The sequence below is a fragment of the Bradyrhizobium sp. CIR18 genome (genome assembly GCF_014198295.1).
GTDB lineage: Bacteria > Pseudomonadota > Alphaproteobacteria > Rhizobiales > Xanthobacteraceae > Bradyrhizobium.
The window spans coordinates 1-24957 of the sequence record NZ_JACIHF010000029.1; the positions used below are offsets into that span (position 1 = coordinate 1).

Below are 24957 nucleotides of genomic sequence, written 5' to 3' on the forward strand. Positions count from 1 at the left end.
CTCCGGCGTAAAATCAAGCGCGCTGGCTGGGACAACGCATTCCTCTTGGCCACCCTCAGCCATATGCGATAGCCCTGCCCGCAAGCGGGAGAGGGGGCGCACCTTTCCCCGCGGCACCGTCGAACCTGATCTCACGCCGACGAAGCGCGTTGCTGCACGCGAGGCATTCCAACGCGCTTGATGCGGGCCACGGATAATCCGCTATGGTGGCGGCAACCAACACTTTTGCGAAAGATCCCCTCCTTGACACCCGAGCTGCACCAGAAACTGACCGCGTGGCGCCGGCACCTCCACGCGCACCCGGAGCTGTCGCTCCAGGAGAAGGAGACCGCCGCCTTCGTGCAGGACAAGCTCATCGAGCTCGGGATTCCCTTCGAGGCGGGCATCGGCGGCCACGGCATCGTCGCGACCTTGACGCGCGGGCATGCGCGCAGCCGCGTCGGCTTGCGCGCCGACATGGATGCACTGCCGATCACCGAAGATACCGGGCTTGCCTACGCCTCCAGGACATCAGGCGTGATGCATGCCTGCGGCCACGACGGGCACACCGCCTCGCTGCTCGGTGCCGCCGCGCTGCTCGCCACTGATACCAGTTGGAGCGGCACGGTCGATTTCATCTTCCAGCCGGCCGAAGAAGGCTTTGGCGGCTCGCGCGCGATGGTCGCGGCCGGGTTGTTCGACCGCTTTCCGATGGAACGCGTGTTCGGCTTCCACAATTGGCCGGGCCTTGCCGCCGGCACCATCGCCGTGCATGACGGCGTCGTCATGGCCTCCGGCGGACGCATCACCATCACCATCGAGGGCCATGCCGGCCACGCCGGCATGCCGCATCTGACGCGCGATCCGGTGATGGCGGCGGGCCATCTGATCGTGGCGCTGCAATCGGTCGTCTCGCGCGGCGTCGATCCGCTCGACACCGCCGTGCTGTCGCTCTGCACCATCGAGGGCGGCACCGCGCCGAACCAGATCGCCGGACGCGTCACCATCCGCGGCACGCTGCGGTACCATCGCGAGGCGGTCAAGCACGTCATCCTCGACGGCATCGAACGAACCTGCGCCGGCATCGCGACCAGCTTTGGCGTCAAGGTGTCACCCGAGATCGTGATGGGCGTCGGCGTCGTGGTCAACACGCCTGATGAGGCCGCGCTTGCGCGCATCGCTGCCGAGAAGGTGCGGGCCGAGGTGCGGCGCGACCTCGCGCCCAGCATGGCCGGCGAGGATTTTGCCCACTATCTCCAGCAGCGGCCAGGCGCCTTCGTCTGGATCGGCAATGGCGAGTTGCGCGACGGCGCCGAGCTGCACGGCCCGCGCTACGATTTCAACGACGCGATCCTGCCCGTCGCCTCCGGCTGGATGGCGGAAGTCGCCAAGACGGCGCTGGCGTCGAACTAGTTCACGAGATCTCGCGCGGCAGCTTCCAATCCGACCGCGGCGCGAACGTCTCCTCGACGGGCGCCACGTGATATCCGGCAGGGAGAAGCCGGCCGCCCTCCTCGTCCGCGACCGGAACGTCGGTCACTAGGCCCTCGATCAAGGCGGCTTCCCACACCTCTTTCTCGGTCGGAAAGGGATCGCCGATCTGCTTGTTGCCTTCGAACAGCGCGTACATCGGTTCCGGTCCTTGCGTTGGCGGGTTCACCAGCAACGTATCGGCTGCCTGGACGTTCCTTTCCGGCAAAGGCAACGGAGGGCACGGAAACCATGGCGCGCGTTCTGGTCGGAACTTCGGGCTGGCATTACGACTCCTGGCGCGGCCCGTTCTTCCCTGAAGGCGTGACGCTGAAGCAGCAGCTTAGCTACTACGCCGGACAGTTCGACACGACGGAGCTGAACGGCGTGTTCTACCGCACGCCGACGCCTGAAGCGGTGAAGGGCTGGCGCGAGCAGACCGGCCGCGACTTCGTGTTCGCCTGGAAGGCATCCAAATTCATCACGCACTGGAAGCGCCTGTCGGAGCGCTCGGTCAACAGCCTCGAGCTGCTGGAGGACCGCATCTCGCGGCTCGGCGGCAAGGCCGGCCCGATCCTGTTCCAGCTGCCGCCGCAATTCCAGGCGGACGCGGACCGCCTCGCCTCCTTCTTCAAGCTGCTGTCACGGAAACGGCGTTACAGCTTCGAATTCCGGCATCCGAGCTGGTATCAGCCGTGCATCCTCAAAATGCTGGCGGACGAGAACATCTCGCTTTGCCTGTCCGACCATCACGATGCGCCCGCGCCATGGAAGCGCACGGCGGATTTCGTCTATGTGCGCGGGCACGGGCCGGGCGGGCGCTATCACGGGCACTATACCAGGGCGGCGCTGGCGCAATGGGCGAAGCGCATCAAGTCGTGGAAGCGGCAGGGCTGCGACGTCTATGTCTACTTCGACAACGACCAGAAGAGCGCGGCACCCGCTGATGCGCAAGCGTTGAAGCAACTGCTCTAGATCACACCGCTTAGCCGAAGCGCCGCGATCGCGGCCGCGTCATAGCCGAGCTCGGCGAGGACGCGATTCGTATGCTCGCCGAGCGTCGGCGGGCGGCTCGCGATCTCGCCCGGCGTTTCCGACAACCGGACGGCGGCACGCGTCACCGGGGCGGGCTTCTGTAGGCCGGGATAATCGACGTCCTGCATGAAGCCGGCGGCGCGGATGTGCGGATGATCCAGCGCCTGTTGCGGTGAGAGGACCGGCCCGGTCGGAATCATGGCCTGGCCCAGCGCATCGACGGCTTCCTGCGTGGTGCGCTCGGCGCACCAGCGCGCCATCCGCTCGCTGATGATGGCGCCGTTATTGCCGCGGCTGATGTCGTCGGCAAAGCGCGGATCGTTCAGCCACACCTCCTCCTCGCCCATCAGCCTCGCCCAGCGCTTGAACAGTGGATGCCCCGTGACCTGGCACAGCACCCAGCCGTCCCGGGTGCGGTAGATGTCGGCGGGCGCTGCGGTCTGGCCGAGATTGCCCGTCGGCACGCGATTGACGTTGATGACGGCCTGCTCGATCAGCGTCGCGTTGGTGAAGGACAGCGCGGTTGCGAGCAGCGCGCCCTCGACGATCTGCCCGCGCCCGGATTTGCCGCGCTCGATCAGCGCGGCGAGCGTGCCGAACGCGCAATGCAGCGCGGTGCCGAAATCGACCCAGTTCACCGCGGCACGGTACGGCGGCTCGCCGGTGCCCGTCATGTACACCGATCCCGACATCACCTGCCCGACGCCGTCGAAGCCGACGCGGTCGGACCAGGGGCCCGGCCCGCCGAACGCGGTTGCGGTCGTCAGGATGATGTCGGGCTTGATCGCCTTCAGGGACTCGTAGTCGAGCTTCATCGCGCGCAGGGTCTGCGGCGGCAGGTTGGCGACGACGACGTCCGCGGTCGCAACCAGGCGGCGCATCACCTCCTGCCCTTCCGGCTTCATCGGATCGAGCGTGATGCACTTCTTGTTGCGGTTGACCTGGAGGAACAACGCGCCCTCGCCGCCTTCGCCGACCGGCGCGACGAACCGATCCTCGCTGCCCTCGCGCTTCTCCACGCGAATGACCTCGGCGCCGAATTCGGCCAGCAATGTCGCGCAATAGGGCCCTGCGATATAGCGCCCGAAATCGAGCACGCGCACGCCCTCCAGAACACCTCCCATCGATTCCTTCCCTGTTGTTTTCCGCAGATTACAGGGACTGGCTGCCAGGGCAAGTTGGGAAGCGGGACGCACGCGCGACTTTCATCATCGCATCGCGAACAGTTCCTGATGAAACGCTTCTCGACAGGGAAACCGTGCGCGCTGAGGTCTCGTCTGAGCGCTTCCCCGAAACCCGCCGGACCGCAGCGCAAGGATCATCGCCATGCTCATTCAACCGATCGCCAGGACCAGCCGCAGCAAGACGAGAGCCTAAGGTGCGCCGTAACATCGTGAGGGAAGGACGGCATGCTGGCTCGACGCATCCTGCGTCGCGGGGCCGCAGCTCATTCCGTCCACGACTTTGCTCCAGCGCAAACTCCTGGATGTCGCAATCTCCCACTTGAAGGCAAAGAAGCTCTTCGGAGGAATCCCGTGATCATCTCAACCAAGTCACTCCTGATGGCAGTTCTCGCGCTCTGTTTCATGCTGGGGCAGCCTGCTCTCGCCGCCGGACCCCACAGCCATGAAGGACCAACCACGACCGCCCAGCCGGAGCTCGACCACGGCAAGAAGTGGCCGACTGATGATGTCTTGCGCCGCGGCATGGACGACATCAGTCTCGCGATGAGGCAATCGCTGGCACCCATTCACAGCAACGTGTTTACGCCTGCGCAATACGAGGCTTTGGCGACGCGAATCCAGGCGCAGGTCGATGACGTGGTCGGAAACTGCAAGCTGCCCGAGCGGGCCGATCAGCAGCTTCACCTCGTCCTCGAGCAGATCATCGATGGCGCGGCGAAGATGAAGACCGGGACCAGCCGCGATCAGGGAGCCATGAAGATCGTGCGGGCGCTCGCTCAATACGGCAAGTATTTTGACCATGCCGGCTGGCAACCGCTGCAACATTGAGGTCGATTGCCGCTGCCTCCTATGCCGCCACGGCCTCGTAGATGTCCTCCTCCTGGGCCGTGTGCATGCGCACCAGCGTCTCGATCGCCTCGATCACGCGCTGGGCGTCGCGAATGAGGTAGCGGTCGATCTTCTCTGACGGCAGATCCTCCGCGATCCGGGCGAGCAGCCGCGCGAGATGCAGTATCTCGCGATGCGCACGGCTCATGGCGGAGAGTCCGTGGCGGTCGCGCAGAACCTGCGTGAGCTTCGGATAGACGCTGTCTTCATCCTCGCCTTCGTGCATCACGACGCTGCTCTGGACCAGTCGATGGGCCTCGCCAATCAAGGCAGCGACGGCTTCGGGCACCGCGTCGTCGAGCGCATCGACGATCTGGCGCAAGCGGTCGAGATCCCTGAGCAGGGCCTGATGATCGTGATGCAACGTCAGCCCCTGCTCTGCGGTGAGGCGCGGACCACTCCTGACGAGAGGCGGATTGAGCGCTCGCAGCGCGTTCAGAATGACGGCAACATCGATCACCTCCTGGACGATGGCAGCGGGCACGGGATCGAGCCAGCCAACGGTGGCAGCGACCATGGCTACCAATGACAATCCCATACCGACGAAGATGCTCTGCAGGGCGATGCGTCGCGCCCGCTGCGCGATGATGATCGCTTCGCCGACCCGATCCAGCCGGTCCGTGAGGATCACCACATCTGCCGCCTCGGAGGAGGCGCTTGCACCACGCGCGCCGAGCGCGATCCCGGTGTCAGCCACGGCCAGCGCCGGGGCGTCATTGATACCGTCGCCGACCATGATGGTCGGATGCAGCCGCTGTTCGCTACGCACCGCTTCGACCTTATCTGCGGGAACGCGGTCGGCCAGCACGGCATCGAGATCGAGCGCAGCTCCGATGGCCTGCGCCGCCGCGGCGCGATCACCCGTGACCATCACCATCCGCGCGATGCCGGCATCGCGCAGCAGCCGGATCGCGCGTGGCGTGTCGGCCCGCAATTCGTCGGCCAGCAGCAGCGCGCCGATCAGACGGCCGTCCACCGCGACAAAGACGATCAGCGCCGAGCGCCACGAGGCACGTCGTATCGCTCGCAACTCCCATGGCGACAGATCGGCATGCGAGAGAAGCATTTCCCGCGAGCCCGCCACAACGTGGCGCCCGTCGATCTGGCCGCTGAGGCCGGATCCCATGATCTCTTTGACATGTTCCGGCGGCCTCAGCTCGAGCCCCTGGGCGAGCGCCGCAGCGACGACGGCCTTCGCAAGCACATGATGCGACGCTTGCTCGAGCGACGCTCCGAGCCTGAGGACCTCATCCGGATCCTCGCCCGGCGCGACCTCTACGGACAGCAGCCGCGCCCCGCCCACCGTCAGGGTACCGGTCTTGTCGAATAGCACGGTGTGCGCGCGGGCCAGCACCTCCAGCGCCCTTCCGCCCTTGGCCAGGATGCCGCGGCGGGCCGCTTGTGCCACCCCCGCGATGAAGGCGAGGGGTGCGGCCAGAATCAGGGGGCAAGGCGTCGCCGCCACCAGCACGGCAAGGCTGCGGGTCAAGTCGCCGGAGATGTGCCATGCCACAAAGGCGATGACGAGTGTGACCGGCAGGAAGATCAGCGCATAGCGGTCGGCCAACCGCACAAACGGAGCTCTCGCAGTCTGCGCCGCAGTCACCATGCGCACGATGCCCGCGTAAGTACTCTCGCTGGCCACCGCCGTCACGGTCAATTGGAAGGTCTCACCCGCATTCAGAGAACCGGAGAGAACGGCACTTCCGCGTGTCTTCTCCGCCGGAATCGGCTCGCCAGTCACAGCGGACTCGTCGATGGTGGCAGAGGCCGACGCAACGACACCGTCGACCGGCACGATTTCGCCGGCCTTAACCAGAAGCTCCTCGCCGACCGCGACGTCCCCAACCGGAGCATCCTCGATCCGCTCGCCGGATTTGCGATGGACCTGGCGCGGCGCACGATCAACCAGGGATCGCAGATCATGCTCCGCCCGTGCGACCGCGATCTCCTCCAGCACGTTGCCGCCGGAATACATCAGCGCGACCACAGCGCCTGCGAGCGGCTGTCCGAGCGCCAACGCCGCGCTCATCGACAGCAGCGCGATCGCGTCCACGCCGACGCGGCCGCTCAAGAGATCCTTGACGATCGAGACCGCCAATCCCGCAATCACGGGCGCCGTGCCGAGCGCCCAGGCGAAGTCTGCTACATCAGGCCGGCCCGCGGCTCGCGCGAGAATACCTGCAGTCAATCCTGCGATTGCGATCGCAACCAGAGCCCATCGCAGGACCCGATCAAACGACATGGCTTGGCGCGCCCGCCCTTTGGTTTCCACTCGCTATTGCTGCGGGACGGCGCTCTTGTTCCCGTGCATGAACGCCATCATCTCGTCCGGAGTGAGCTTCCCGTCCTTGTCGCGATCCATGGCCTTGAAAATTCGTTCGTGCGCGACCTGAAACTCGGGCAACGAGACGGTTCCGTCGCCATCGGCATCCATCAGCGCGAAGATGATGCGAAAGGCGACCGGCGGCCCCATGGCGTCACCGCCTGTCGCACCATGCCCCTTCATTCCCTGTCCCATCATTCCGCGCCCCATCATTCCCATCATATCTCCACCGCGCATCGGGCTCTGCCGCTCGGCGGATGGGTTTGCAGGAGAGCTCGAGTGTGGCGAGGCCGGCGCCTGCTCCTGTCCGGGATGGTGGCTCTGATGGTCCGCTGGCGATTGAGCCAAAGCCGGCTGGCCCAAAGTGGCGAGCAGCAACGCTGCAGCAATGGTTCGACCTGGCATGGCGCTTCCTCCGTCCTTGGGGTGGGCCTACAAGGTGTCGGACTTCACCGAGTTTACGTTGAGCCAAATCAAAAAGCGGCTTTTGCTCCAGCTTGGCTCCTATGGCTTTTCGACGCCGCCGCCGGTGCGGGCGCAGCCGATCGCCTCCGTGAGCACCTTGCGGTCGCCGATGTGATTGGCGAGCAACAGGATCAGCCGTGCGTTCATCCGCAGCGCCTGTTCCTCGTCGAGATCTCGCTGGCCGTCGATCAGCTCGGCGTAGAAGTCGTCGGGATCGGCGATGTTGGGTGACAAATTGAGCGTCATGCTGCCAGCTCCTTCCGTCCGGCGGTGTCGTGCCCGGAGGCCCGCAACATCGCATCCGCGATCTCAGCCTCGTCAAATCCGGTCCAGCGTGCCGCGACGTATTGATCGGGCCGGAACAGGTAGGTGGTCCCGGCCGAAGCGCCGTAGCGCTCGGCAAGCAGGCCGGAGGGATCGGCGATATCGCGGCCGACGACAATGAGTTTCGCGTCGAGGGGACCCACCGCGATCTCGGTCTTGTCGGTCTCCTTGCCGAAGGCCACGACCGTGAAGCCATCGCCGAGACAATGGAGGAACCAGGCGGGCTTGCCATCCACCGTGATCGGCGCATCGGCCGCATTGGTGCCGGGCCGCACGCCGCCCATCATCGCGTCGTCATCGGGGGTATTGAGCGCCGACATCACATAGGGCGTCGGCGTCGAGAGACGGCCGCTGTTGACCAGAGGCCGCGCAAAGGCGTGATGGCGGGCGAGCTCCAGCACCGCGTCACGGAAATAGCGGCTCGCTTTCGTCTTCGGCGTGATGAAGTCGGTGGCGCGCGTCGAGTTCAGGATGTTGTCGTCGGCGGCATAAGCACGCTCCTCGTGATAGCTGTCGAGCAGTGCTTCCGACGCCTCGCCGCGCAGCACCATCGCGAGCTTCCAGGCGAGATTGTCGATGTCCTGGACGCCGGTATTGGCACCGCGCGCGCCGAACGGCGAGACCTGGTGCGCGGCATCGCCGGCGAACAACACCCGGCCCTGGCGGAAATTGTCGATGCGCCGGCAGGCGAACTGATAGATCGAGACCCATTCGAGCACGAACTCGGTGTCCTCGCCGAGCATGGCACGAATGCGCGGTATCACCCGCTCGGGCCTCTTTTCCTCATCGGGATCAGCTTCCCAACCGAGCTGGAAGTCGATGCGCCAGATCTTGTCCGCCTGCCGGTGCAGCAGCACGGACTGGCCGCGGTGGAACGGCGGATCGAACCAGAACCAGCGCTCGGTCGGGAAATCCGCCTTCATGGCGACGTCGACGATCAGGAAGCGGTCCTGGAAGTACTGTCCAGTGAACTCGGCCCCCACCATCTTGCGCACGTCGGAGTTGGCCCCGTCGCAGGCGATCACCCATTGCGCCTCCATGGGGAAGATGCTGTCGGGCGTTTCCACCGCCAGCGTGGCGTGATCGGCGGCCTGCTTGAGGCTGAGGAGCCGGTGCCTCCAGCGCAGCTCGATCAGCGGATTGGCCCGGCATTTGGCAACCAGCATCTCTTCCAGATGATATTGCTGCAGATTGATCATGGCCGGCCATTGGTGGTCGGCCTCGGGCAACAGATCGAACTGGTAGGACAGCTGGTCCTGGAAGAAGACCCTCCCGACGTTCCAGCTCACGCCGCGCTCGACCATGGGCGCCGCGCAGTCGAGGCGGTCCCAGATTTCGAGCGGTCGCTTGGCGTAGCAGACCGCGCGCGAGCCGATCGAGACGGTGTCGTTGTCGTCGAGCACCACGACCGGCTGGCCGCGCGCCGCGCAATCGAGCGCCGCGGTCAGGCCGATGGGACCTGCGCCGATCACCACGATCGGATGCCGCTTCACGATCCCCTCGGCCTGCTCTTGGGAACGCCGATAGCCGAACTTCGGATAGATGTAGCTCGTCATGTTCGCTTCCTGATGCGCGTGCCGGGGTCAATGCGCGTCGGCGAATTCCTTCTCGTGCATCCAGGCGGTGTGGCGCGGCGGGCGCTTGGTGCGCGACCATTCCTCGACCATCTCGTGCGCGACCGACTTCATGCGGTCGATCTGCTCTGGCGTCGCGGTCCAGACCGCGATCTCCAGGCGATGGCCGCTCGGGTCTCGGAAATAGATCGACTTGAAGATGGTGTGGTCGGTGACGCCGACGACGTCGAGGCCGGCGGCCTCCGCGCGCGCCTTGGCCTCTTCGAGCTCGGCGAGGTCCTTGACCTGAAAGGCGATGTGCTGGGTCCACTCCGGCGTGTTGGGATCGCGGCCCATCGGCGGCGAGTTCGGCAGCTCGAAGAAGGCGAGGATGTTGCCGTTCCCGGCATCGAGGAAGATGTGCATGTAGGGATCGGGCGCCTTGGTCGAAGGCACCCGATCCTCGGCAATGGCGCCGAGAAGATCCATGTTCATGACGGTCTTGTAGAACTCGACGGTCGCCTTGGCATCGACGCAGCGATAGGCGACGTGATGGATCTTCTCGATTTTCATGGCGTTTCGCTCCCTGGATCTGCGGTTGCGAAATTAGTATCAGATGTTACTATTTCCTGAATTTGATTTGGATCAATCCACTCCGAAGAATTTTTCGAGTGTGTCGGGCGACGGGAATCGCGTGATGGGACGTTCAAGCGTGGCGCGCGGCGAAGCGGCCAAAGCCGCCACGGCGCAGGATGGCGTCGAGCTGGACCTGCAGCGATATTTTCCGTACCGGCTGGCACGCCTTGCCGAGCAGGTGTCGCTGGCGGTTGCCGAGGTCTATTCCGAACGTTTTGCGCTGACACGGCAGGAATGGCACGTGCTCGCCATTCTTGGCGTGCGCCCGGAGATTGCGACCAAGGAGATCGGCCCGCTGACGACGCTCGACAAGATGCAGGTCAGCCGCGCCGTGCAGGGCCTGGAGTCGCGCGGCATCGCCGGCCGCAAGCACCATCCCGACGATCGGCGCGAGCTGATCGTCTCGCTGACCCCAGCCGGTCGCGCGCTTTATCGCAAGATCGTGCCCTACGCGCTGGCGCGGGAGACGAAGCTGCTTGGGGCGCTGACTGCCGAGGAAGTGGCGGTACTCGACCGGGTGATGCGCAAATTGTCGGCCGCCTTGGCGTAGCTTCTCCCGCTCAGCCCCACTTCATCTCGCCCTTGGCGACCTTCGAGCCGATATCGAGCGCGACGCCCATTCCGAGATTCGGGAAGCGCGCTTCCATGGCAGCCTTCAGCGCAGCGCTGTCAGCGACCTTGGCCAGCTCTTCGTCGAACGCGAGCAGATATTTCCTGGTGTGCTCGACACCGGAAAGATCGACGGCGACGCCCGCTGCCATGTGGCCCGGCACGACGAGAGACGGCTTGCGGGCCGCGATCTTGTCGAGGTTGGCGACCCAGGCTGCGCGCTGCTCCTTGGTCGGCGTATCGGCGGTCCAGACATGCACGCCGGAGAAGATCATCACGCCGCCGAACACGGCATTCAAGGACGGAACGAAGAGATAGCGGCGGTTGGCGAGACCTTCGGCGTTGACGATTTCGATCGCCTCGCCGTCAATCGCAAGGGAAGCCCCATCGAACGCTTCCGGCAGCACGACATCGGCGAGCGTCTGCGGACCATTCTCCTTGAGCTGCGGTCCCCAGACGGCGAGCTTCTTCTCCACATTCGCCTTGATGGCCGCGAGCGTCGCGGACGCCGCCAGCACCTTGGCAGTCGGGAAAGCCTCGCGCACCGGCTTCAGGCTGAAATAATAGTCCGGATCGGATTGGCTGACATAGATGGTGGTGAGCTTCTTGCCGCTCGCCTTGATCGCCTCGACGAGCGCGCGTCCGTCCGGATAGGAGAAGCCGCCGTCGATCAGCACCGCCTCGGTCGGACCGGAAAGCAGGACGGGCGCACGGAAAAATCCATTGGGGCCTGCGGGAAAATGTTTCCAGCTCAGCTTGCCCTCCGCGGCATGGCCGACGTCGGCGGGCGCGAATAATGCGGCGGCCCCCGCGGCAAGGCTGGTCTTCATGGTCTGTCTCCTCGACAACATCGCTTTCTCCATTGAACTCTGCAGGGAAAATCGGTTTGGATGATCAGGCGGCACGGAGTTGTGCGGCCAGCAGATCGAACCGCCCGAACAGCATGCTGCCGTCCAGCAGCCTCCGCCCGGCGCCCTCGCCGACGACCAGGGCCGGCACGCCACCGGCCCCAAATCGCGTCACGTCGGCGCGCGCGGCCGCGGTCCGCGCCTGGTAAGCCGCGATCAATGCATCGTCAGGCGCCCGCACGCGGCGCGCCGAATCGGTCAGTTGCGCGCCGTCGAGCAAATCGGCGACGATTTGAAGGTTGGAATTGTCGCGGCCGTCAACATAGCGGGCGCGCTGCAAGAGCTTGAGCGCCTCGAGCTCACGAGCCGGATCAACCAGGCCCACGGCGACGACGCCAAGGGTCGCCGGCGCCGAGTCGAACAGGCTGCCGGTATTGCCGAGAATGCCAGTGCGATAGGCCTCACTGAACGGCTGGCCGGTCAACCGTGCGATGCGCTGGTCGTTCTGCCAGGCATAGGCGGCAAAATGCTGGTCCATGGTCCGCGCCGCGGGGCCCGCAAACAGGCCGGTCGGTGCCAGCACCAGCGTCACATCGCCGTGCGCGGCAAGCTGCTCCAGCACCGGCGATGCGCCGTAGCACCAGCCGCAGAGAGGGTCGAAGAGATAGGTGATTTGCATGATTTTCGGGCCGCCAATGTTCGATGCGGAGAACCTAGCGGCCGATCATTATTTGATAAATATCAGATAATGGTACATATTGTTTGTTATTAGCTGACAATGGCGACTCGCATGGAAGCGATCAATCTCAACCGCCTCGCCTATTTCGCAGCCGTGGTCGATGCCGGCTCGTTCACACGCGCTGCCGAGCGCCTCGGCATCACCAAGACCGTCGTCAGCCAGCAGGTGGCACGGCTCGAAGCGGAATTGAAAACGGCTTTGCTGCTGCGGACCACCAGGAGGGTCGAGCCGACCGAAGCCGGCCGGTTGCTGCATGCCCGCTGCGTCATGATCCTGCGCACCGCGGAAGATGCCGTGGACGAGCTCGCCCAGACCAATGCCGAGCCGATGGGCATGCTGCGGATCGCCGCGCCGAACGACTATGGCGCAACGATGATCGCGCCGCTGGCAGCGAAGTTTGCGCGCAAATATCCCGCTTGCGCCGTCGAGCTGATCCTGTCGGACACGCGAACGGACCTCCTCGCCAACCAGATCGACCTGTCGATCCGGGTCGGCTGGTTGAACGATTCAAGTCAGCAGGCCAGGCGGATCGGATCGTTTCGACAATTGCTGGTGGCCGCGCCGGACGTGGCCGCGGCGTTCCGGAGCAAGACGCCCGACGAGCTTGCGGCTCTGCCGTTCATTGCCAACGGCGCGCTCGACGAGCCGCTGGTCTGGCGCTTCACCAGACGCGATATCGACAGCCGCACGATCCGCATGCGGCAGTCGATCTCGATCAATACGACGCCTGCGGTGCTGGGCGCCGCGCTTGCCGGCGGCGGACTCTGCGTGCTGCCCGACTATTTGGTCGCGGAGCATTTGAAGTCCCGCCGGCTGGTCCATGTCCTGCCGTCCTGGAGCCTGCCGACCGGCGGCATCCATGCCGTGTATCCCGCGGCCCGGTTCCGGCCGCCGAAGATCACCGAGTTCGTGGCCATGCTGGTGCAGGAAGGCCGCACGCTCGCCAGCAAATTTCCGGAATGACAGGTGCCCGCTGGTTCATGCCGCGGATCGATCCGGCAGGCCGCCCCGCAGGGCGTCAAGCAGGCGCTGCTCGCGCTCGATCCGGGCGCGATAGAGCTCGCGTTCGCTCTCGCTTCTGGCACCGGCCAGCAACACGCGATAGTGCCCGATCACCTTCTCGCTGCAGCTGATGAGGAGGTTGCGGACGTCACTCATCGTTCCGCTCCGGTCGTGGCAATCGCCGATGGCGTGTTCGGAACGGTGAATGCGGCCGGGAAGGCATCGGCGGCGAGAGCCTCGAGCGCGGTCTGCTCCTCGGCGAGGCGTCGTTCGATAAACTGGCGCTCAATGTCCGACAGCTCGGTCTTGAGCAGGCGTCGATAACGAGAGAGGTTGTTGCGGTGCGCGCGGATGCGGGCGAAATCCTGATCGAGCATCGTCGTCACTCCTGACGGTCTTTCACGGTCCTTTTCGAATTTGCGGTGCGGGAAGAAACATCTTCCGGCGCAAAAATATTCAGGCTTGTTTTGCTGTCAAGATCCTCTTTCGCCGCTTGCTTGACACCGTTGGGGGTGCCCGAAAAAAATTTTGCGCGTCCCTCTTGCAAGGGCCTTGCGGCGCTCTAAGTCGTTTTTCGCCGCGAGAGCGGTGTGCCGGATGCCCGATCGGGTCCGGCGCGGGCGCCGGGCCGGGATCTTCGGATCCGTTCCCGATTCCTTAACGGCGCTCCTTCGTATCCATCTTGCTCTTTGGAGGACTTGGTATGAGGACCACCTTTGACTTTGCGCCGCTGTGGCGCTCCACCATCGGCTTCGACCATCTGGCCGACCTCGTCGACAGCACGCTGCGCCAGGCGGGGGAGGACAATTATCCCCCCTACAACATCGAGCGCTCCGGCGAAGACCAATACCGGATCACGCTGGCCGTGGCGGGCTTTGGCGTCAACGACATCAGCGTGACCGCCGAACAGAACGCGCTCACCATCGAGGGCCGGAAGCCGGACAGCGCCACGCGTGAATATCTCTATCAGGGTATCGCCGCGCGTCCGTTCCGCCGCGTGTTCAATCTCGCCGACTACGTCCAGGTCAAGCAGGCCGCTTTCCAGGACGGTCTCCTGGTCATCGATCTGCTGCGCGAGATTCCGGAAGCCATGAAGCCGCGCCGGATCCAGATCGCGGGTGCTGCGTCACCGCAGATCGAGCAGAAGAAAGCGGCTTAGGCCGGTCGAACGCGTTCGACAGCGACCACCCTGACGGATGGCGACCGGATCGCCATCCGCCGACCGGACCATCCCTTCGAAAGGAGTGTAGAGGGAGACAAGTGATGACCAATGCCAATGCGACCACCGGCGCTCTCGGCGCGCTGTTCCATCCCGCTGCGCATTATGCATCGCCAAGCGCCGTCCTCGACGATGGCAAGCTCTCGACAGCGGAGAAGCGGATCATATTGTCGTCCTGGGCCTCGGACATGTACGCGGTCGAATCCTATCCAGCGCTGCGCGACATTCCCGGCATGGATCAGCCGATCCGGCTCGCGGACATTCTCGCCGCGCTGCGGAAGCTCGATGATGATGACGACGACCCGCCGCCCGGCGGCGGCGTCCCGATGCGGCTGCGGCGGCCCTGGGCCGCCGCAACGCCGTAACGAGGACCAGCGAAAGGGTCTGAACAAGGCGGGGCTTCGCCAAATTTCAGGGAAGCGGAGCTTCTGGCTGGGGCGGGAGGGATCGAACCTCCGAATGGCGGAATCAAAATCCGCTGCCTTACCGCTTGGCTACGCCCCAACAGGCGACCTGGGGGGCCGGCGGAAGAACTGGCTACCGCAGATTCCCTTGGTCGCAGCCGGTCTATAGGGAGCGGCGCAGCATTTCAACCGCCTGGAGGGGCAAAATACCACAGCCCCGGGTTCGGCGCCGCCCACTCTCTTAATAAGGCCCGCGACGGCCCCGTTCTGACCGTCATCGTCCGGCCCCTCCCGCCCCATTGAGACCTCCCCCATTTCATGGGAATAGGGCGCCAAGACCTGTCCACGGGAGTGAGCCATGACCTACCGCGCGCCGATTTCTGACATGCTGCTGTCGCTCAATCACGGCGCCGGCCTCAAGGCTGCCGTGGAGGCCGGTCATTACGGCGATTTCGATGCCGACATCGCCGCGGCCGTGCTGGAGGAAGCCGGCAAGTTCGCGACCGACGTGCTGGCCCCCCTCAACAAGATCGGCGACGAGCACGGCATCAAGCTCAACGACGGCAAGGTGACGACCGCGCCGGGCTGGCCGGACGCCTACAAGCGCTGGACCGAGGGCGGCTGGAACGCGGTGTCCGGCCCCGAAGATTTCGGCGGCCAGGGCCTGCCGATCGCGATCAATGCTGCGTGCACCGAGATCTGGAGCGCCTCGAACCTCGCCTTCGGCCTCTGCCCGCTGCTGACGGCGTCGGCGATGGAGGCGCTGGACGCGCATGGCAGCAGTGAGCTGAAGAAGATCTATCTCGAAAAGCTCGTCTCCGGCGAATGGACCGGCACGATGCAGCTGACCGAGCCGCAGGCCGGCTCCGACGTCGGCGCGCTGCGCACCCGCGCCGAGAAGCAGGCCGACGGCACCTATCGCATCAAGGGGACGAAGATCTTCATCACCTATGGCGAGCACGACATGACCGACAACATCGTGCATTTCGTGCTGGCGCGCCTGCCCGATGCGCCCGCCGGCACCAAAGGGATCTCGCTGTTCCTCGTGCCCAAGTTCATGGTCAATGCAGACGGCTCGCTGGGGCAGCGCAACGACATCTATGCGAGCGGCGTCGAGCACAAGCTCGGCATGCACGCTTCCCCGACCTGCACCATGACCATGGGCGATCATGGCGGCGCCATCGGCTTCCTCGTCGGCGAAGAGAACCAGGGCATGCGCTGCATGTTCACCATGATGAACCAGGCCCGCCTCGGCGTCGGCCTCGAGGGCGTCGGCGTCGCCGATCGCGCCTACCAGCAGGCTTTGTCGTATGCGCAGGAGCGCAAGCAGGGCCGCGCCGTCGGCAGCAAGAGCGACGGCTCGGACGCGATCTTCGTGCATCCCGACGTCAAGCGCATGCTGATGCGGATGCGGGCGCAGACCGCCGCCGCGCGCACCATCTGCTATGCGACCGCGGTCGCGATCGACGTCTCGACGCGCGCCAGGGATCCCAAGGTGCGTGCCGATGCCGCCGCGCGCGCGGCGCTGCTGACGCCGATGGCCAAGGGCTATTCCACCGACATCGGCAACGAGGTCGCCTATCTCGGCGTGCAGGTGCATGGCGGCATGGGCTTCATCGAGGAGACCGGTGCGGCCCAGCATTATCGCGATGCCCGCATCACCGCGATCTACGAGGGCACCAACGGCATCCAGGCGATCGACCTCGTCACGCGCAAGCTCGCGGCCAATGGCGGCGCTGCCGTCTGGGCGCTGCTCGACGAGCTCGCAGCGACGGTCAAGAAAGTCGAAGCGTCGAACGATCCGGCTTTTGGCACCACGGGCGTCAAGCTGCGCGAAGCGCTGGAGGCCTTGACCCGCACCAGCAAATGGCTGCTGGAGCGCGTGACGTCCGCGCCGAACGAGGCGCTTGCCGGCGCGACACCCTATCTGCAGCAGTTCGGCTCGACGCTCGGCGGCTGCCTGCTCGCCTCCGAAGCGCTTGCCGCCAAGGCCGACGGCAACACGGACGCCGCGCGCTACGTCTCGCTCGCACGCTTCTTCGCCGAGAACATCAGTGTGCAGGCCGGCGCGCTCGAGCGCACCGTGACCGAGAGCGCTGAGTCCGTCGCAGCGGCGGATGCGGTGTTGCTGGGGTAAGGAGGCCTTGTAGCCCGGATGGAGCGCAGCGCAATCCGGGGCCGACGTCGCTCATGGCACGAATCCCGGATTACGCTTCGCTCCATCCGGGCTACGAGGCCACGGCCTTCGCGCTTCTCCCAGGCCGCCACAACACGACGCCCGCCGCCACGAGATCCAGCACGACGCACATCGCGAAAGCCGCGGTGTAATTGCCCGTCAAGCTCCGCACGAGCCCGACGATGCCCGGACCGAAGGCGCTGACGACGCCGCTGATCGAGGTGCCCAATCCCATTGCGGCGGCGAAGGCGGCGGCACCGATCTCGCGTTGGATGATCAAGGGCGGGAACGTGATCATGTTGCCGATCGAGAAGCCGTAGACGGCGCAGCACACCAGCAGCACCGTCGGGCTCGTGCTCTGCACGAGAACGAACAGCGCCGCCGCCTGGCTCGTCATCGACGCCGCGCAGGCGAGCCGGGGATCGAGCCGGTCGACGAACAGGCCGAGCGACAGGCGGCCGACCACCGCCATCGCCGCCATGATGGTGACCGCGCCGCCTGCGGCCGAGCGGCCGATCAGCGGCTCGAGAAAAGTCACCTGGTGGATGATGAATCCCATCTGCGCCAGCAGCGCGATCGCGATCGGCAAGACCATGGTCCAGAACGCCGCGTTGGCGAGCAGCGTCTTGCGGGAATGGCTTGGTGCGGCCGTGCTCTCACCGGAAGGGCGTCCGCCCGAAGCCGGCGAGGTCCCGGCAGGCCAGCCGATGAAGGTCACGACCACCGGCAGCACCAGCACCATCATCGCGAACGTGGCCGCCAGCATGGCGGAGCGAAAGCCGATGCTGCCGGTCAGCGACAGCAGCAGGGGAACGAGGATGATGCCGCCGCAGGTCGCGCCGTTGAATGCGAGGCTGAGCGCCAGCCCGCGCCGGCGTTCGAACCAGGAGTTCAGCACGGTCGCGATCACCACGGTGCCCATGCCGGTCCAGCCGACCGACATCAGCGCATAGGCGAGATAGAGCTGCCAGGGCGACTGCATCAGCGCCAGCAGCACCGTCGAGGCGCCGAGCGCCGCCAGGCCGCACAGGATCAGCGACCGCAAGCCGATGCGCGCGAGCAGATCGTCGGTGAAGATGACAAGGACGGAGGTCAGGAGAAACGAGAACGTGCTGGCCGCGGAGACCAGCGTGCCCGGCCAGCCATGGGCGCGCTGCAGCTCGGCGAGATAGACGCCCTGGCCATACAGGCCGAAGCCGAACATGAAGAAGGCCATCAGGAAGCAGGCCAGCACGACGCGCCAGCCGCGGTAGTGCAGCGAGGATTCGTCGATGCGGGTTGCGGCAATCATCAATCGGGCAATCGGATCACATGGAACCGCGGGATCGTGCACCACAACCACTGGTTTTTCAAATGAAACATTGTAGCCAATTGTTGCGATGCGTTGGCGCCGAAAAGGTTGACTCAGCGCATTGGCACGCCTGCGGGATCATGTAGGCTGATGCTCGGCGAGACTCGCGAAGCGGCGAGCATCGCGGCGAGCGCAGGGGGCTCTCATGCCGAATGGCAATATCGTCGTCACCGAAGAGCGCGGAACGCGTGTCATCACCCTGCGCCGCCCGGGCAAGAAGAACGCGATCACCCAGGATATGTATCGGGAGATGAGCCACGCGATCGATACCGCGCAGAACAACCCCGACATCCGCTGCATGATCATCACCGGCGGCTCAGGCGTGTTCACCGCCGGCGACGATATCGACGATTTCATGCACGCCGACACCGCGCGCCCCGAGACGTTGTCGGAAGGCGCCAAGTTCCTCTATTCGCTCGCCCTCAACATCAAGCCGATCATCGCCGCCGTCGACGGCGCCTCGATCGGCATGGGCACCGTGATGCTGTTTCACTGCGACTACGTGCTGGCCTCGAACGCTGCGACCTTCTCCGCGCCCTACATCCATCTCGGGCTGGTGCCGGTCGGCGCCGCCAGCCTCTTGATGCCGAACACGATGGGATATCAGCGCGCCTTTGCCATGCTGGTGATGGGGCGGACTTTTTCCGCCGCGGAGGCGCACGCGGCAGGCTTCGTCAACACCGTGGTGTCGCCCGGACATACCGAGGTCGAGGCGCGCAAGGTGGCGCGCGACATCTGCCGGCTGCCGGCCGAGGCGGTCGCAACCTCCCGCAAATTGCTGCGCGCGCCGGCGGAAGAGCTCACCCGCCGCATCGACCAGGAAGGCCATCTGTTCGGCGAGCGGCTGAAATCTGACGAAGCGGTGGCGGCGTTCAATGCGTTTGCGAACCGGAAGAAGAAGTAGCGGGCTCTCTCCGCGAGCCCGGTATCGTAGGGTGGGCAAAGGCGCACTTGCGCCGTGCCCACGCCTTAAGACGTGGGCACGCTTCGCTTTGCCCACCCTACGATACTGAGGTTGGGGAGAAGTCCAGCACGGTTACGACAATGCTTCGTGAAATCTTCGCGCGGACCGACTAGTCTTGTTCCATGCGATACCGATCCATCCTTGCCGCCCTCGCTCTCGCCTCCGCCCTCCCCGCCTCGGCCCAGACCGCCGCGCCGGTCGAGCTGCGCGTGCTCGCGATCAACGATTTTCACGGCAATCTGCGTCCGCCGCCGGGCGGCATCCGCATCAATGATCCCGAGGACGGAGCCCGGAAAGTGATGGTGGCGGCCGGCGGCGCCGAATACATGGCGACGCTGGTGAAGCAGCTGCGCGAGGGACACAAGAACACGATCTTCGTCGCCGCCGGCGACCTGATCGGCGCGAGCCCGTTCCTGTCGGCGATGTTTCACGACGAGCCTTCCGTGGAGGCGCTTTCGCTGATGGGGCTTGCGATCAGCTCGGCCGGCAATCACGAGTTCGACGAGGGCAAGACCGAGCTGCTCAGGATGCAGAACGGCGGCTGTCATCCGGTCGACGGCTGCCAGGGGCCGCATCCGTTCACGGGCGCCAAATTCCGTTATCTCGCCGCGTCCACCATCGAGACCGCGACGGGCAACAGCGTGCTGCCGCCCTACGAGATCAGGGAGTTCGACGGCATCCCGATCGCCTTCATCGGGCTGACCTTGAAGGAGACCGCGGGCATCGTCTCGCCTGCTGGCATCGCCGGGCTCGAATTCCGCGACGAAGCCGAGACGGTGAATGCGCAGGTCGCCCAGCTGAAGGCGCGCGGCGTCGAGGCGATCGTGGTGCTGATCCACCAGGGCGGCGAGCCCGCCGGCGACTACAATGAATGCCCTGCCATTACCGGGCCGATCGTCGACATCGTCAAAAAATTCGACCGCGCCGTCGACGTCGTCGTCAGCGGCCACACCCACCGCGCCTATGTCTGCGACATCGACGGACGGCTCGTCACCAGCGGCGACAAATACGGCACGCTGGTCACCGCGATCGATCTCAAGCTCGATCCTGTAACCCGCGACATCGTCAGCGCCAAAGCCGAAAACGTCATGGTCGCCAACGCCTCGCTGGCGAAGGACGCCGAGCAGACCGCGCTGATCGAGGCCTATGACAAGCTCTCGGCGCCGATCGCCAACCGGCCGGCCGGATCGGTGACGCAGACGCTGTCGCGCGTGCCGAACGAGGCCGGCGAAAGCGCGCTCGGCGACATCATCGCGGACGCGCAGCTTGCCGCGACCAGGGACGCGAAGGATGGCAGCGCTGTCATCGCACTCACCAATCCCGGCGGCATCCGCACCGACATCGTCCCGAAGGAGAATGGCGCGATCACGTTCGGCGACGTGTTCGCCAGCCAGCCATTCCGCAACCGTCTCGTGACGATGACGCTGACGGGCAGTCAGCTCAAGGACATGCTCGAGCTGCAATGGCTGGACCCGAAGCGGCCGCGGATTCTCCAGGTATCGAACGGGTTCAGCTATGCCTGGGATGCGTCGAAGCCATTCGGCGAGCGCGTGATCGCCGAGAGGATGACACTGGGCGGCAAGCCGATCGAGCAGGCCAGCGGCTACCGCGTCACCCTCAACGATTACCTCGCGGTCGGCGGCGATGGTTTTACCGTCGCCAAACAAGGCACGGCGCCGCAATATGGCGGCTACGACGCGGACGCGCTGTTCGCGTTCTTCCGGGCGCACGGTCCGATCGGCCCGCTGCCGCTGAGTCGCATCCTGCGCGTGAATTGATCCGGATCAAACGGGCCAGAACCGGACGACCCTTTGCCATTCCCGTTCAAACGCATAGATTGGGATTTGCATTGCGTTTTGGCGCCGGATGCGCCAAGCGACGTCGAAAGCCCGGATCCATGAGGCCGACCTGATGAGCACGCTTCTCCTTTCCCACAAGGCCTGCCTCGACCATGTCACGCCGCCGGGACATCCTGAAAGGCCGGATCGCCTGCGTGCGGTGGAGGAAGCGCTGTCGCATGAGCGCTTCCAGTTCCTGGTGCGCGACCAGGCGCCGGAGGGCGATCTCGATCTCGTCACGCTCTGCCACAACGAGCACTACGTCACCGAGCTGCGCCACATCGCACCGAGCAGCGGGCAGGTCTATATCGACGGCGACACCTCGATGTCCCCTGGCACGTGGGAAGCGGTGATGCGCGGTGTCGGCGGCGCGGTGGCGGCGACCGAAGCGGTGATGGCGGGCGAGCATCGCAACGCCTTCGTCGCGGTGCGTCCGCCCGGCCATCACGCCGAGATCGGCAAGCCGATGGGCTTCTGCTTCTTCGACAATGTCGCCATTGCCGCGCGCCACGCCCAGCGCAAATACGGCATCAAGCGCGCGGCCATCGTCGATTTCGACGTGCATCACGGCAACGGCACGCAGGACATCTTCTGGTCGGACCCGACCGTGATGTACTGCTCGACGCACCAGATGCCGCTGTTTCCGGGCACCGGCGCGACGGGCGAGCGCGGCGACCACGACACCATCGTCAACGCGCCGCTCGCCTCCGAGGACGGCGGGCCGGAATTCCGCTCCGCGTTCGAGAATTTGATTCTGCCGCAGCTCGAGAAATTCAGCCCCGAGCTGCTCATCATCTCCGCCGGCTTCGACGCGCATTATCGCGATCCGCTGGCCTCGCTGAATTTGCGCGCGGAGGATTATGCCTGGGTGACGCGCAAGCTGATGGATCTCGCCGACAAGTCCGCGGGAGGGCGCGTTGTTTCGGTGCTCGAGGGCGGCTATGACCTGCAGGGACTGAAAGAATCTGTTACGGCGCATGTCGGCGCCCTGATGGGCGCCTGACGACGCCCGCCACATTAAGCCCGCAAAACCCGCCTTCACTGCAATGAAAGCGAATCGGGCAATCGGAAACGGATATGGCCGAAAATACTCAAGTCGACGTCTCCAGGCTCACCTTCGAGCGCGCGATCGAGGAACTCGAAACGATCGTGAAGCGGCTCGAGGACGGCAAGGTGCCGCTCGAGGAATCCGTGACGATCTACGAGCGCGGCGAGGCGCTGAAGCGCCGCTGCGAGGAATTGCTGCGCCAGGCCGAGGCGCGCGTCGACAAGATCACCACCGATGCCAGCGGCCAGGCCACCGGCACCGCACCGCTGGACGTGCAGTAGGAAAGCCGAGAGTTCCCGCTCAGCCTTCCGAGGGCAGGCCCGAAACGTCATCACGGGAGCGTGGCCGCCATGATTTCATGAACGCACGGCGCGATCCCGCCAACCAGCACGGTTCCGTGCAGCCGGATCGATGCCATCCGTCCGGAAATCCGTCCCTCGGGACCAAAAAAAGATCTCATTCAGGCGGAAAAGCCTGCCAGGGGACCCGGCAAGGCTGGAACCCATTGTCCCGGGCCACGGTTAACCACTCTGGCCCGCCGGTTGCATCTGCATACCCCCAATCGGTCCTGCGGGTTGGCTTTGGCCCAAGCTTTGGTGTAAAGCTGCGCGGAGTGTGGCTTTTTGCAAGCCTTGCGTGGGCAGAGAATTCCGACGACAAGCGCTTCAAACTGCTAATGAAATTGGCTGGGACGGACGAAGCCGATCTAAGTGACAGGGATCACAGAGACTGAACCGGAGCGCACTTAAGCTTACCTAAGCTTGAAGACGGGGCCTTGCCCCATGCAGGTGGCTCCGACGGTTTGAGGACTCGCGCTGCGCCGATATTGTGCAAACCCATCGCGCACCGGAATGAACTTCCGGCGCTGACAAATTGGAAATCGCCGTGAACGCATACAGTAAAACGCCGCTTCTCGACACCATCCGGACGCCGGAAGACCTGCGCAAGCTCAAGATCGAGCAGGTTCGCCAGGTTGCCGACGAGCTGCGGCAGGAGACCATCGATGCCGTCTCGGTGACCGGCGGTCACTTCGGCGCGGGCCTCGGCGTGGTCGAGCTCACCACTGCGATCCATTACGTCTTCGACACGCCGCGCGACCGGCTGATCTGGGACGTCGGCCATCAGGCCTATCCGCACAAGATCCTCACCGGCCGGCGCGACCGCATCCGCACGCTGCGCACCGGCGGCGGCCTGTCCGGCTTCACCAAGCGCAGCGAGAGCGATTACGATCCGTTCGGCGCGGCCCATTCCTCGACCTCGATCTCCGCCGGCCTCGGCATGGCGGTGGCGCGCGACCTCTCCGGCGGCAAGAACAACGTTATCGCCGTGATCGGTGACGGCGCGATGTCGGCCGGCATGGCCTATGAGGCCATGAACAATGCGGGTGCGATGAACTCGCGCCTGATCGTCATCCTCAACGACAACGACATGTCGATCGCGCCGCCGGTCGGTGCCATGAGCGCCTATCTGTCGCGGCTCTACTCCGGCAAGACCTATCGCACGCTGCGCGATGCGGCCAAGCAGATCAACAAGCGCCTGCCCAAGATCATCGCCAACCGCGCCAACCGCGTCGAGGAATATTCCCGCGGCTTCATGATGGACGGCGGCACGCTGTTCGAGGAGCTCGGCTTCTACTATGTCGGCCCGATCGACGGCCACAATCTCGACCATCTGCTGCCTGTCCTGAAGAACGTGCGCGACATGGAGACCGGCCCGATCCTGGTCCACGTCGTGACGCAGAAGGGCAAGGGCTACGGCCCGGCGGAAGCGTCCGCCGACAAGTACCACGCCGTCGTCAAGTTCGACGTCGCGACCGGCACCCAGGCCAAGGCCAAGCCGAATGCGCCGGCCTACCAGAACGTGTTCGGCCAGAGCCTCGTCAAGGAAGCGCAGAAAGACGACAAGATCGTCGCCATCACCGCGGCGATGCCGTCGGGCACCGGTGTCGACATCTTCAACAAGGCCTTCCCCGACCGCACCTTCGACGTCGGCATCGCCGAGCAGCACGCGGTGACCTTCGCCGCCGGTCTTGCCAGCGAAGGCTACAAGCCGTTCTGCGCGATCTACTCGACCTTCCTGCAGCGCGGCTACGACCAGATCGTGCATGACGTCGCGATCCAGAACCTGCCCGTCCGCTTCGCCATCGACCGTGCCGGCCTCGTCGGCGCCGACGGCGCCACGCATGCCGGCTCGTTCGACAACGCCTATCTCGGCTGCCTGCCGAACATGGTGATCATGGCCGCGGCCGACGAAGCCGAGCTCGTGCACATGGTGGCGACGCAGGTCGCGATCGACGACCGTCCGAGCTCGCTGCGCTATCCGCGCGGCGAAGGCCGCGGCATCGAGATGCCCGAGGTCGGCATCCCGCTCGAGATCGGCAAGGGCCGCGTGATTCGCCAGGGCAGCAAGATCGCCCTGCTCTCCTTCGGCACGCGCCTCGCCGAATGCGAGAAGGCGGCCGACGAGCTTGCAGCCCACGGCCTGTCGACCACGATCGCCGACGCGCGCTTCATGAAGCCGCTGGACACCGAGCTGGTGCTCAAGCTTGCCCGCGACCACGAGATCCTGATCACGATCGAGGAAGGCTCGGTCGGCGGCTTCGGCTCGCATGTCGCGCAGTACCTGACCGATCAGGGCGTGCTCGACACCGGCATGGTCAAGTTCCGCTCGATGGTGCTGCCCGACGTGTTCCAGGACCACGACACTCCAGCCGCGATGTACGGCCGCGCCGGTCTGGACGCCAAGGGCATCGTCGCCAAGGTGTTCGAGGCGCTCGGCAAGGACGTGAAGGCCGAGACGGTCAAGCTGGCCTGAGGTGGTACACCTCTCCCGCTTGCGGGAGAGGTCGGATCGCGAAGCGATCCGGGTGAGGGTTTTCGCCTCTTGGGGGTTCTCGATT

The 24957-nt window shown here is 65.2% G+C and carries 25 protein-coding genes and 1 tRNA gene; 13 read left to right on the forward strand and 13 right to left on the reverse strand.

Annotated elements, in window-relative coordinates; genetic code table 11:
• The first annotated feature begins 243 nt into the window (after positions 1-243).
• On the forward strand, positions 244-1392 hold the full coding sequence (locus GGD65_RS39085; protein WP_183238658.1) for an amidohydrolase: 1149 nt from the start codon (positions 244-246) through the stop codon (positions 1390-1392).
• A 1-nt stretch (position 1393) separates the two neighbouring features.
• On the opposite strand, the gene GGD65_RS39090 is transcribed toward GGD65_RS39085, so the two are convergent.
• Positions 1394-1609, reverse strand: coding sequence for a hypothetical protein (locus GGD65_RS39090; protein WP_018322666.1), 216 nt, complete (start codon positions 1607-1609; stop codon positions 1394-1396).
• Between the two features lie 92 nt (positions 1610-1701).
• Between GGD65_RS39090 and GGD65_RS39095 the strand changes: the two genes are divergently transcribed.
• Complete coding sequence (locus GGD65_RS39095) at positions 1702-2424, forward strand: DUF72 domain-containing protein (RefSeq protein ID WP_183238659.1); 723 nt, start codon at positions 1702-1704, stop codon at positions 2422-2424.
• Here GGD65_RS39095 and GGD65_RS39100 read toward each other — a convergent pair.
• Positions 2421-3608: a CaiB/BaiF CoA-transferase family protein gene (locus tag GGD65_RS39100; protein ID WP_183238660.1), complete on the reverse strand. Its 1188-nt coding sequence runs from the start codon at positions 3606-3608 to the stop codon at positions 2421-2423. The genes GGD65_RS39095 and GGD65_RS39100 overlap by 4 nt on opposite strands.
• Before the next feature lie 285 nt (positions 3609-3893).
• Between GGD65_RS39100 and GGD65_RS39105 the strand changes: the two genes are divergently transcribed.
• Positions 3894-4496, forward strand: coding sequence for a hypothetical protein (locus GGD65_RS39105; protein WP_246783583.1), 603 nt, complete (start codon positions 3894-3896; stop codon positions 4494-4496).
• Between the two features lie 19 nt (positions 4497-4515).
• Here the strand turns inward: GGD65_RS39105 and GGD65_RS39110 are convergent, their stop codons facing one another.
• From GGD65_RS39110 to GGD65_RS39130, 5 genes are all read right to left on the reverse strand, one after another.
• The gene (locus GGD65_RS39110) at positions 4516-6801 is read right to left on the reverse strand and encodes a heavy metal translocating P-type ATPase (protein ID WP_183238661.1); all 2286 of its coding nucleotides are present in this window, start codon (positions 6799-6801) and stop codon (positions 4516-4518) included.
• Positions 6802-6834: 33 nt separating this feature from the next.
• A complete protein-coding gene (locus tag GGD65_RS39115; protein WP_183238662.1) occupies positions 6835-7287 on the reverse strand; it encodes an EF-hand domain-containing protein in 453 nt (150 codons plus the stop codon).
• Positions 7288-7386: 99 nt separating this feature from the next.
• Positions 7387-7593: a DUF2783 domain-containing protein gene (locus GGD65_RS39120; protein ID WP_018322660.1), complete on the reverse strand. Its 207-nt coding sequence runs from the start codon at positions 7591-7593 to the stop codon at positions 7387-7389.
• Positions 7590-9227 (reverse strand): FAD-dependent oxidoreductase, encoded by a 1638-nt coding sequence (locus GGD65_RS39125; RefSeq protein WP_183238663.1) that lies wholly within the window; start codon positions 9225-9227, stop codon positions 7590-7592. The genes GGD65_RS39120 and GGD65_RS39125 overlap by 4 nt, the downstream gene beginning before the upstream one ends.
• A 27-nt stretch (positions 9228-9254) precedes the next feature.
• Entirely contained in the window at positions 9255-9797 is a 543-nt protein-coding gene (locus tag GGD65_RS39130; protein ID WP_018322658.1) for a VOC family protein, read from the reverse strand.
• Between the two features lie 124 nt (positions 9798-9921).
• On the opposite strand from GGD65_RS39130, the gene GGD65_RS39135 reads away from it, so the two are divergent.
• Positions 9922-10410 (forward strand): MarR family winged helix-turn-helix transcriptional regulator, encoded by a 489-nt coding sequence (locus GGD65_RS39135; RefSeq protein ID WP_183238664.1) that lies wholly within the window; start codon positions 9922-9924, stop codon positions 10408-10410.
• Between the two features lie 10 nt (positions 10411-10420).
• On the opposite strand, the gene GGD65_RS39140 is transcribed toward GGD65_RS39135, so the two are convergent.
• Positions 10421-11320, reverse strand: coding sequence for an MBL fold metallo-hydrolase (locus GGD65_RS39140; RefSeq protein WP_183238665.1), 900 nt, complete (start codon positions 11318-11320; stop codon positions 10421-10423).
• A 43-nt stretch (positions 11321-11363) separates the two neighbouring features.
• A complete protein-coding gene (locus tag GGD65_RS39145) occupies positions 11364-11996 on the reverse strand; it encodes a DsbA family protein (RefSeq protein WP_183238666.1) in 633 nt (210 codons plus the stop codon).
• A gap of 111 nt (positions 11997-12107) precedes the next feature.
• Here GGD65_RS39145 and GGD65_RS39150 point away from each other — a divergent pair, with 111 nt between their 5' ends.
• Positions 12108-13019: a LysR family transcriptional regulator gene (locus tag GGD65_RS39150; RefSeq protein ID WP_183238667.1), complete on the forward strand. Its 912-nt coding sequence runs from the start codon at positions 12108-12110 to the stop codon at positions 13017-13019.
• Between the two features lie 15 nt (positions 13020-13034).
• Here the strand turns inward: GGD65_RS39150 and GGD65_RS39155 are convergent, their stop codons facing one another.
• Positions 13035-13214 carry a hypothetical protein gene (locus GGD65_RS39155; protein WP_183238668.1) on the reverse strand — a complete coding sequence of 60 codons (180 nt, stop codon included), beginning with the start codon at positions 13212-13214 and terminating at the stop codon, positions 13035-13037.
• Positions 13211-13435 (reverse strand): hypothetical protein, encoded by a 225-nt coding sequence (locus GGD65_RS39160; protein WP_049815116.1) that lies wholly within the window; start codon positions 13433-13435, stop codon positions 13211-13213. Before GGD65_RS39160 ends, GGD65_RS39155 begins: the two co-directional genes overlap by 4 nt.
• Positions 13436-13761: 326 nt before the next feature.
• Here GGD65_RS39160 and GGD65_RS39165 point away from each other — a divergent pair, with 326 nt between their 5' ends.
• Together GGD65_RS39165 and GGD65_RS39170 are read left to right on the forward strand one after the other, a co-directional pair.
• Entirely contained in the window at positions 13762-14217 is a 456-nt protein-coding gene (locus GGD65_RS39165) for an Hsp20 family protein (protein WP_018322651.1), read from the forward strand.
• Positions 14218-14321: 104 nt separating this feature from the next.
• Positions 14322-14642 (forward strand): hypothetical protein, encoded by a 321-nt coding sequence (locus GGD65_RS39170; protein WP_183238669.1) that lies wholly within the window; start codon positions 14322-14324, stop codon positions 14640-14642.
• A 64-nt stretch (positions 14643-14706) separates the two neighbouring features.
• On the opposite strand, the gene GGD65_RS39175 is transcribed toward GGD65_RS39170, so the two are convergent.
• Positions 14707-14781 (reverse strand) — tRNA-Gln (locus GGD65_RS39175).
• A gap of 258 nt (positions 14782-15039) precedes the next feature.
• Between GGD65_RS39175 and GGD65_RS39180 the strand changes: the two genes are divergently transcribed.
• Positions 15040-16818, forward strand: a complete 1779-nt coding sequence (locus tag GGD65_RS39180) for an acyl-CoA dehydrogenase (protein ID WP_183238670.1) — start codon at positions 15040-15042, stop codon at positions 16816-16818.
• A gap of 91 nt (positions 16819-16909) precedes the next feature.
• Here GGD65_RS39180 and GGD65_RS39185 read toward each other — a convergent pair whose 3' ends face one another.
• A complete protein-coding gene (locus GGD65_RS39185; protein ID WP_183238683.1) occupies positions 16910-18148 on the reverse strand; it encodes an MFS transporter in 1239 nt (412 codons plus the stop codon).
• A 205-nt stretch (positions 18149-18353) separates the two neighbouring features.
• Between GGD65_RS39185 and GGD65_RS39190 the strand changes: the two genes are divergently transcribed.
• The 5 genes from GGD65_RS39190 (at position 18354) to dxs (ending at position 24872) form a co-directional block, all read left to right on the forward strand.
• Positions 18354-19112, forward strand: a complete 759-nt coding sequence (locus GGD65_RS39190; protein ID WP_183238671.1) for an enoyl-CoA hydratase-related protein — start codon at positions 18354-18356, stop codon at positions 19110-19112.
• 182 nt (positions 19113-19294) lie between these two features.
• On the forward strand, positions 19295-20950 hold the full coding sequence (locus tag GGD65_RS39195; protein WP_183238672.1) for a bifunctional UDP-sugar hydrolase/5'-nucleotidase: 1656 nt from the start codon (positions 19295-19297) through the stop codon (positions 20948-20950).
• A gap of 133 nt (positions 20951-21083) precedes the next feature.
• The gene (locus tag GGD65_RS39200; protein ID WP_026202776.1) at positions 21084-22013 is read left to right on the forward strand and encodes a histone deacetylase family protein; all 930 of its coding nucleotides are present in this window, start codon (positions 21084-21086) and stop codon (positions 22011-22013) included.
• A gap of 74 nt (positions 22014-22087) precedes the next feature.
• Positions 22088-22339 carry an exodeoxyribonuclease VII small subunit gene (locus GGD65_RS39205; protein ID WP_008132970.1) on the forward strand — a complete coding sequence of 84 codons (252 nt, stop codon included), beginning with the start codon at positions 22088-22090 and terminating at the stop codon, positions 22337-22339.
• Between the two features lie 604 nt (positions 22340-22943).
• On the forward strand, positions 22944-24872 hold the full coding sequence (dxs, locus tag GGD65_RS39210; protein WP_092259983.1) for a 1-deoxy-D-xylulose-5-phosphate synthase: 1929 nt from the start codon (positions 22944-22946) through the stop codon (positions 24870-24872).
• The last annotated feature ends 85 nt before the right edge of the window (positions 24873-24957 follow it).

Excerpts from the sequence above, each read along its gene's own strand:
- GGD65_RS39090 (WP_018322666.1), bottom strand. The coding sequence starts at position 1,609 with ATGTACGCGCTGTTCGAAGGCAACAAGCAGATCGGCGATCCCTTTCCG.
- GGD65_RS39095 (WP_183238659.1), top strand. The coding sequence starts at position 1,702 with ATGGCGCGCGTTCTGGTCGGAACTTCGGGCTGGCATTACGACTCCTGG.
- GGD65_RS39100 (WP_183238660.1), bottom strand. The coding sequence starts at position 3,608 with ATGGGAGGTGTTCTGGAGGGCGTGCGCGTGCTCGATTTCGGGCGCTAT.
- GGD65_RS39105 (WP_246783583.1), top strand. The coding sequence starts at position 3,894 with ATGCTGGCTCGACGCATCCTGCGTCGCGGGGCCGCAGCTCATTCCGTC.
- GGD65_RS39110 (WP_183238661.1), bottom strand. The coding sequence starts at position 6,801 with ATGTCGTTTGATCGGGTCCTGCGATGGGCTCTGGTTGCGATCGCAATC.
- GGD65_RS39115 (WP_183238662.1), bottom strand. The coding sequence starts at position 7,287 with ATGCCAGGTCGAACCATTGCTGCAGCGTTGCTGCTCGCCACTTTGGGC.
- GGD65_RS39120 (WP_018322660.1), bottom strand. The coding sequence starts at position 7,593 with ATGACGCTCAATTTGTCACCCAACATCGCCGATCCCGACGACTTCTAC.
- GGD65_RS39125 (WP_183238663.1), bottom strand. The coding sequence starts at position 9,227 with ATGACGAGCTACATCTATCCGAAGTTCGGCTATCGGCGTTCCCAAGAG.
- GGD65_RS39130 (WP_018322658.1), bottom strand. The coding sequence starts at position 9,797 with ATGAAAATCGAGAAGATCCATCACGTCGCCTATCGCTGCGTCGATGCC.
- GGD65_RS39135 (WP_183238664.1), top strand. The coding sequence starts at position 9,922 with ATGGGACGTTCAAGCGTGGCGCGCGGCGAAGCGGCCAAAGCCGCCACG.
- GGD65_RS39140 (WP_183238665.1), bottom strand. The coding sequence starts at position 11,320 with ATGTTGTCGAGGAGACAGACCATGAAGACCAGCCTTGCCGCGGGGGCC.
- GGD65_RS39145 (WP_183238666.1), bottom strand. The coding sequence starts at position 11,996 with ATGCAAATCACCTATCTCTTCGACCCTCTCTGCGGCTGGTGCTACGGC.
- GGD65_RS39150 (WP_183238667.1), top strand. The coding sequence starts at position 12,108 with ATGGAAGCGATCAATCTCAACCGCCTCGCCTATTTCGCAGCCGTGGTC.
- GGD65_RS39155 (WP_183238668.1), bottom strand. The coding sequence starts at position 13,214 with ATGAGTGACGTCCGCAACCTCCTCATCAGCTGCAGCGAGAAGGTGATC.
- GGD65_RS39160 (WP_049815116.1), bottom strand. The coding sequence starts at position 13,435 with ATGCTCGATCAGGATTTCGCCCGCATCCGCGCGCACCGCAACAACCTC.
- GGD65_RS39165 (WP_018322651.1), top strand. The coding sequence starts at position 13,762 with ATGAGGACCACCTTTGACTTTGCGCCGCTGTGGCGCTCCACCATCGGC.
- GGD65_RS39170 (WP_183238669.1), top strand. The coding sequence starts at position 14,322 with ATGACCAATGCCAATGCGACCACCGGCGCTCTCGGCGCGCTGTTCCAT.
- GGD65_RS39180 (WP_183238670.1), top strand. The coding sequence starts at position 15,040 with ATGACCTACCGCGCGCCGATTTCTGACATGCTGCTGTCGCTCAATCAC.
- GGD65_RS39185 (WP_183238683.1), bottom strand. The coding sequence starts at position 18,148 with ATGATTGCCGCAACCCGCATCGACGAATCCTCGCTGCACTACCGCGGC.
- GGD65_RS39190 (WP_183238671.1), top strand. The coding sequence starts at position 18,354 with ATGCCGAATGGCAATATCGTCGTCACCGAAGAGCGCGGAACGCGTGTC.
- GGD65_RS39195 (WP_183238672.1), top strand. The coding sequence starts at position 19,295 with ATGCGATACCGATCCATCCTTGCCGCCCTCGCTCTCGCCTCCGCCCTC.
- GGD65_RS39200 (WP_026202776.1), top strand. The coding sequence starts at position 21,084 with ATGAGCACGCTTCTCCTTTCCCACAAGGCCTGCCTCGACCATGTCACG.
- GGD65_RS39205 (WP_008132970.1), top strand. The coding sequence starts at position 22,088 with ATGGCCGAAAATACTCAAGTCGACGTCTCCAGGCTCACCTTCGAGCGC.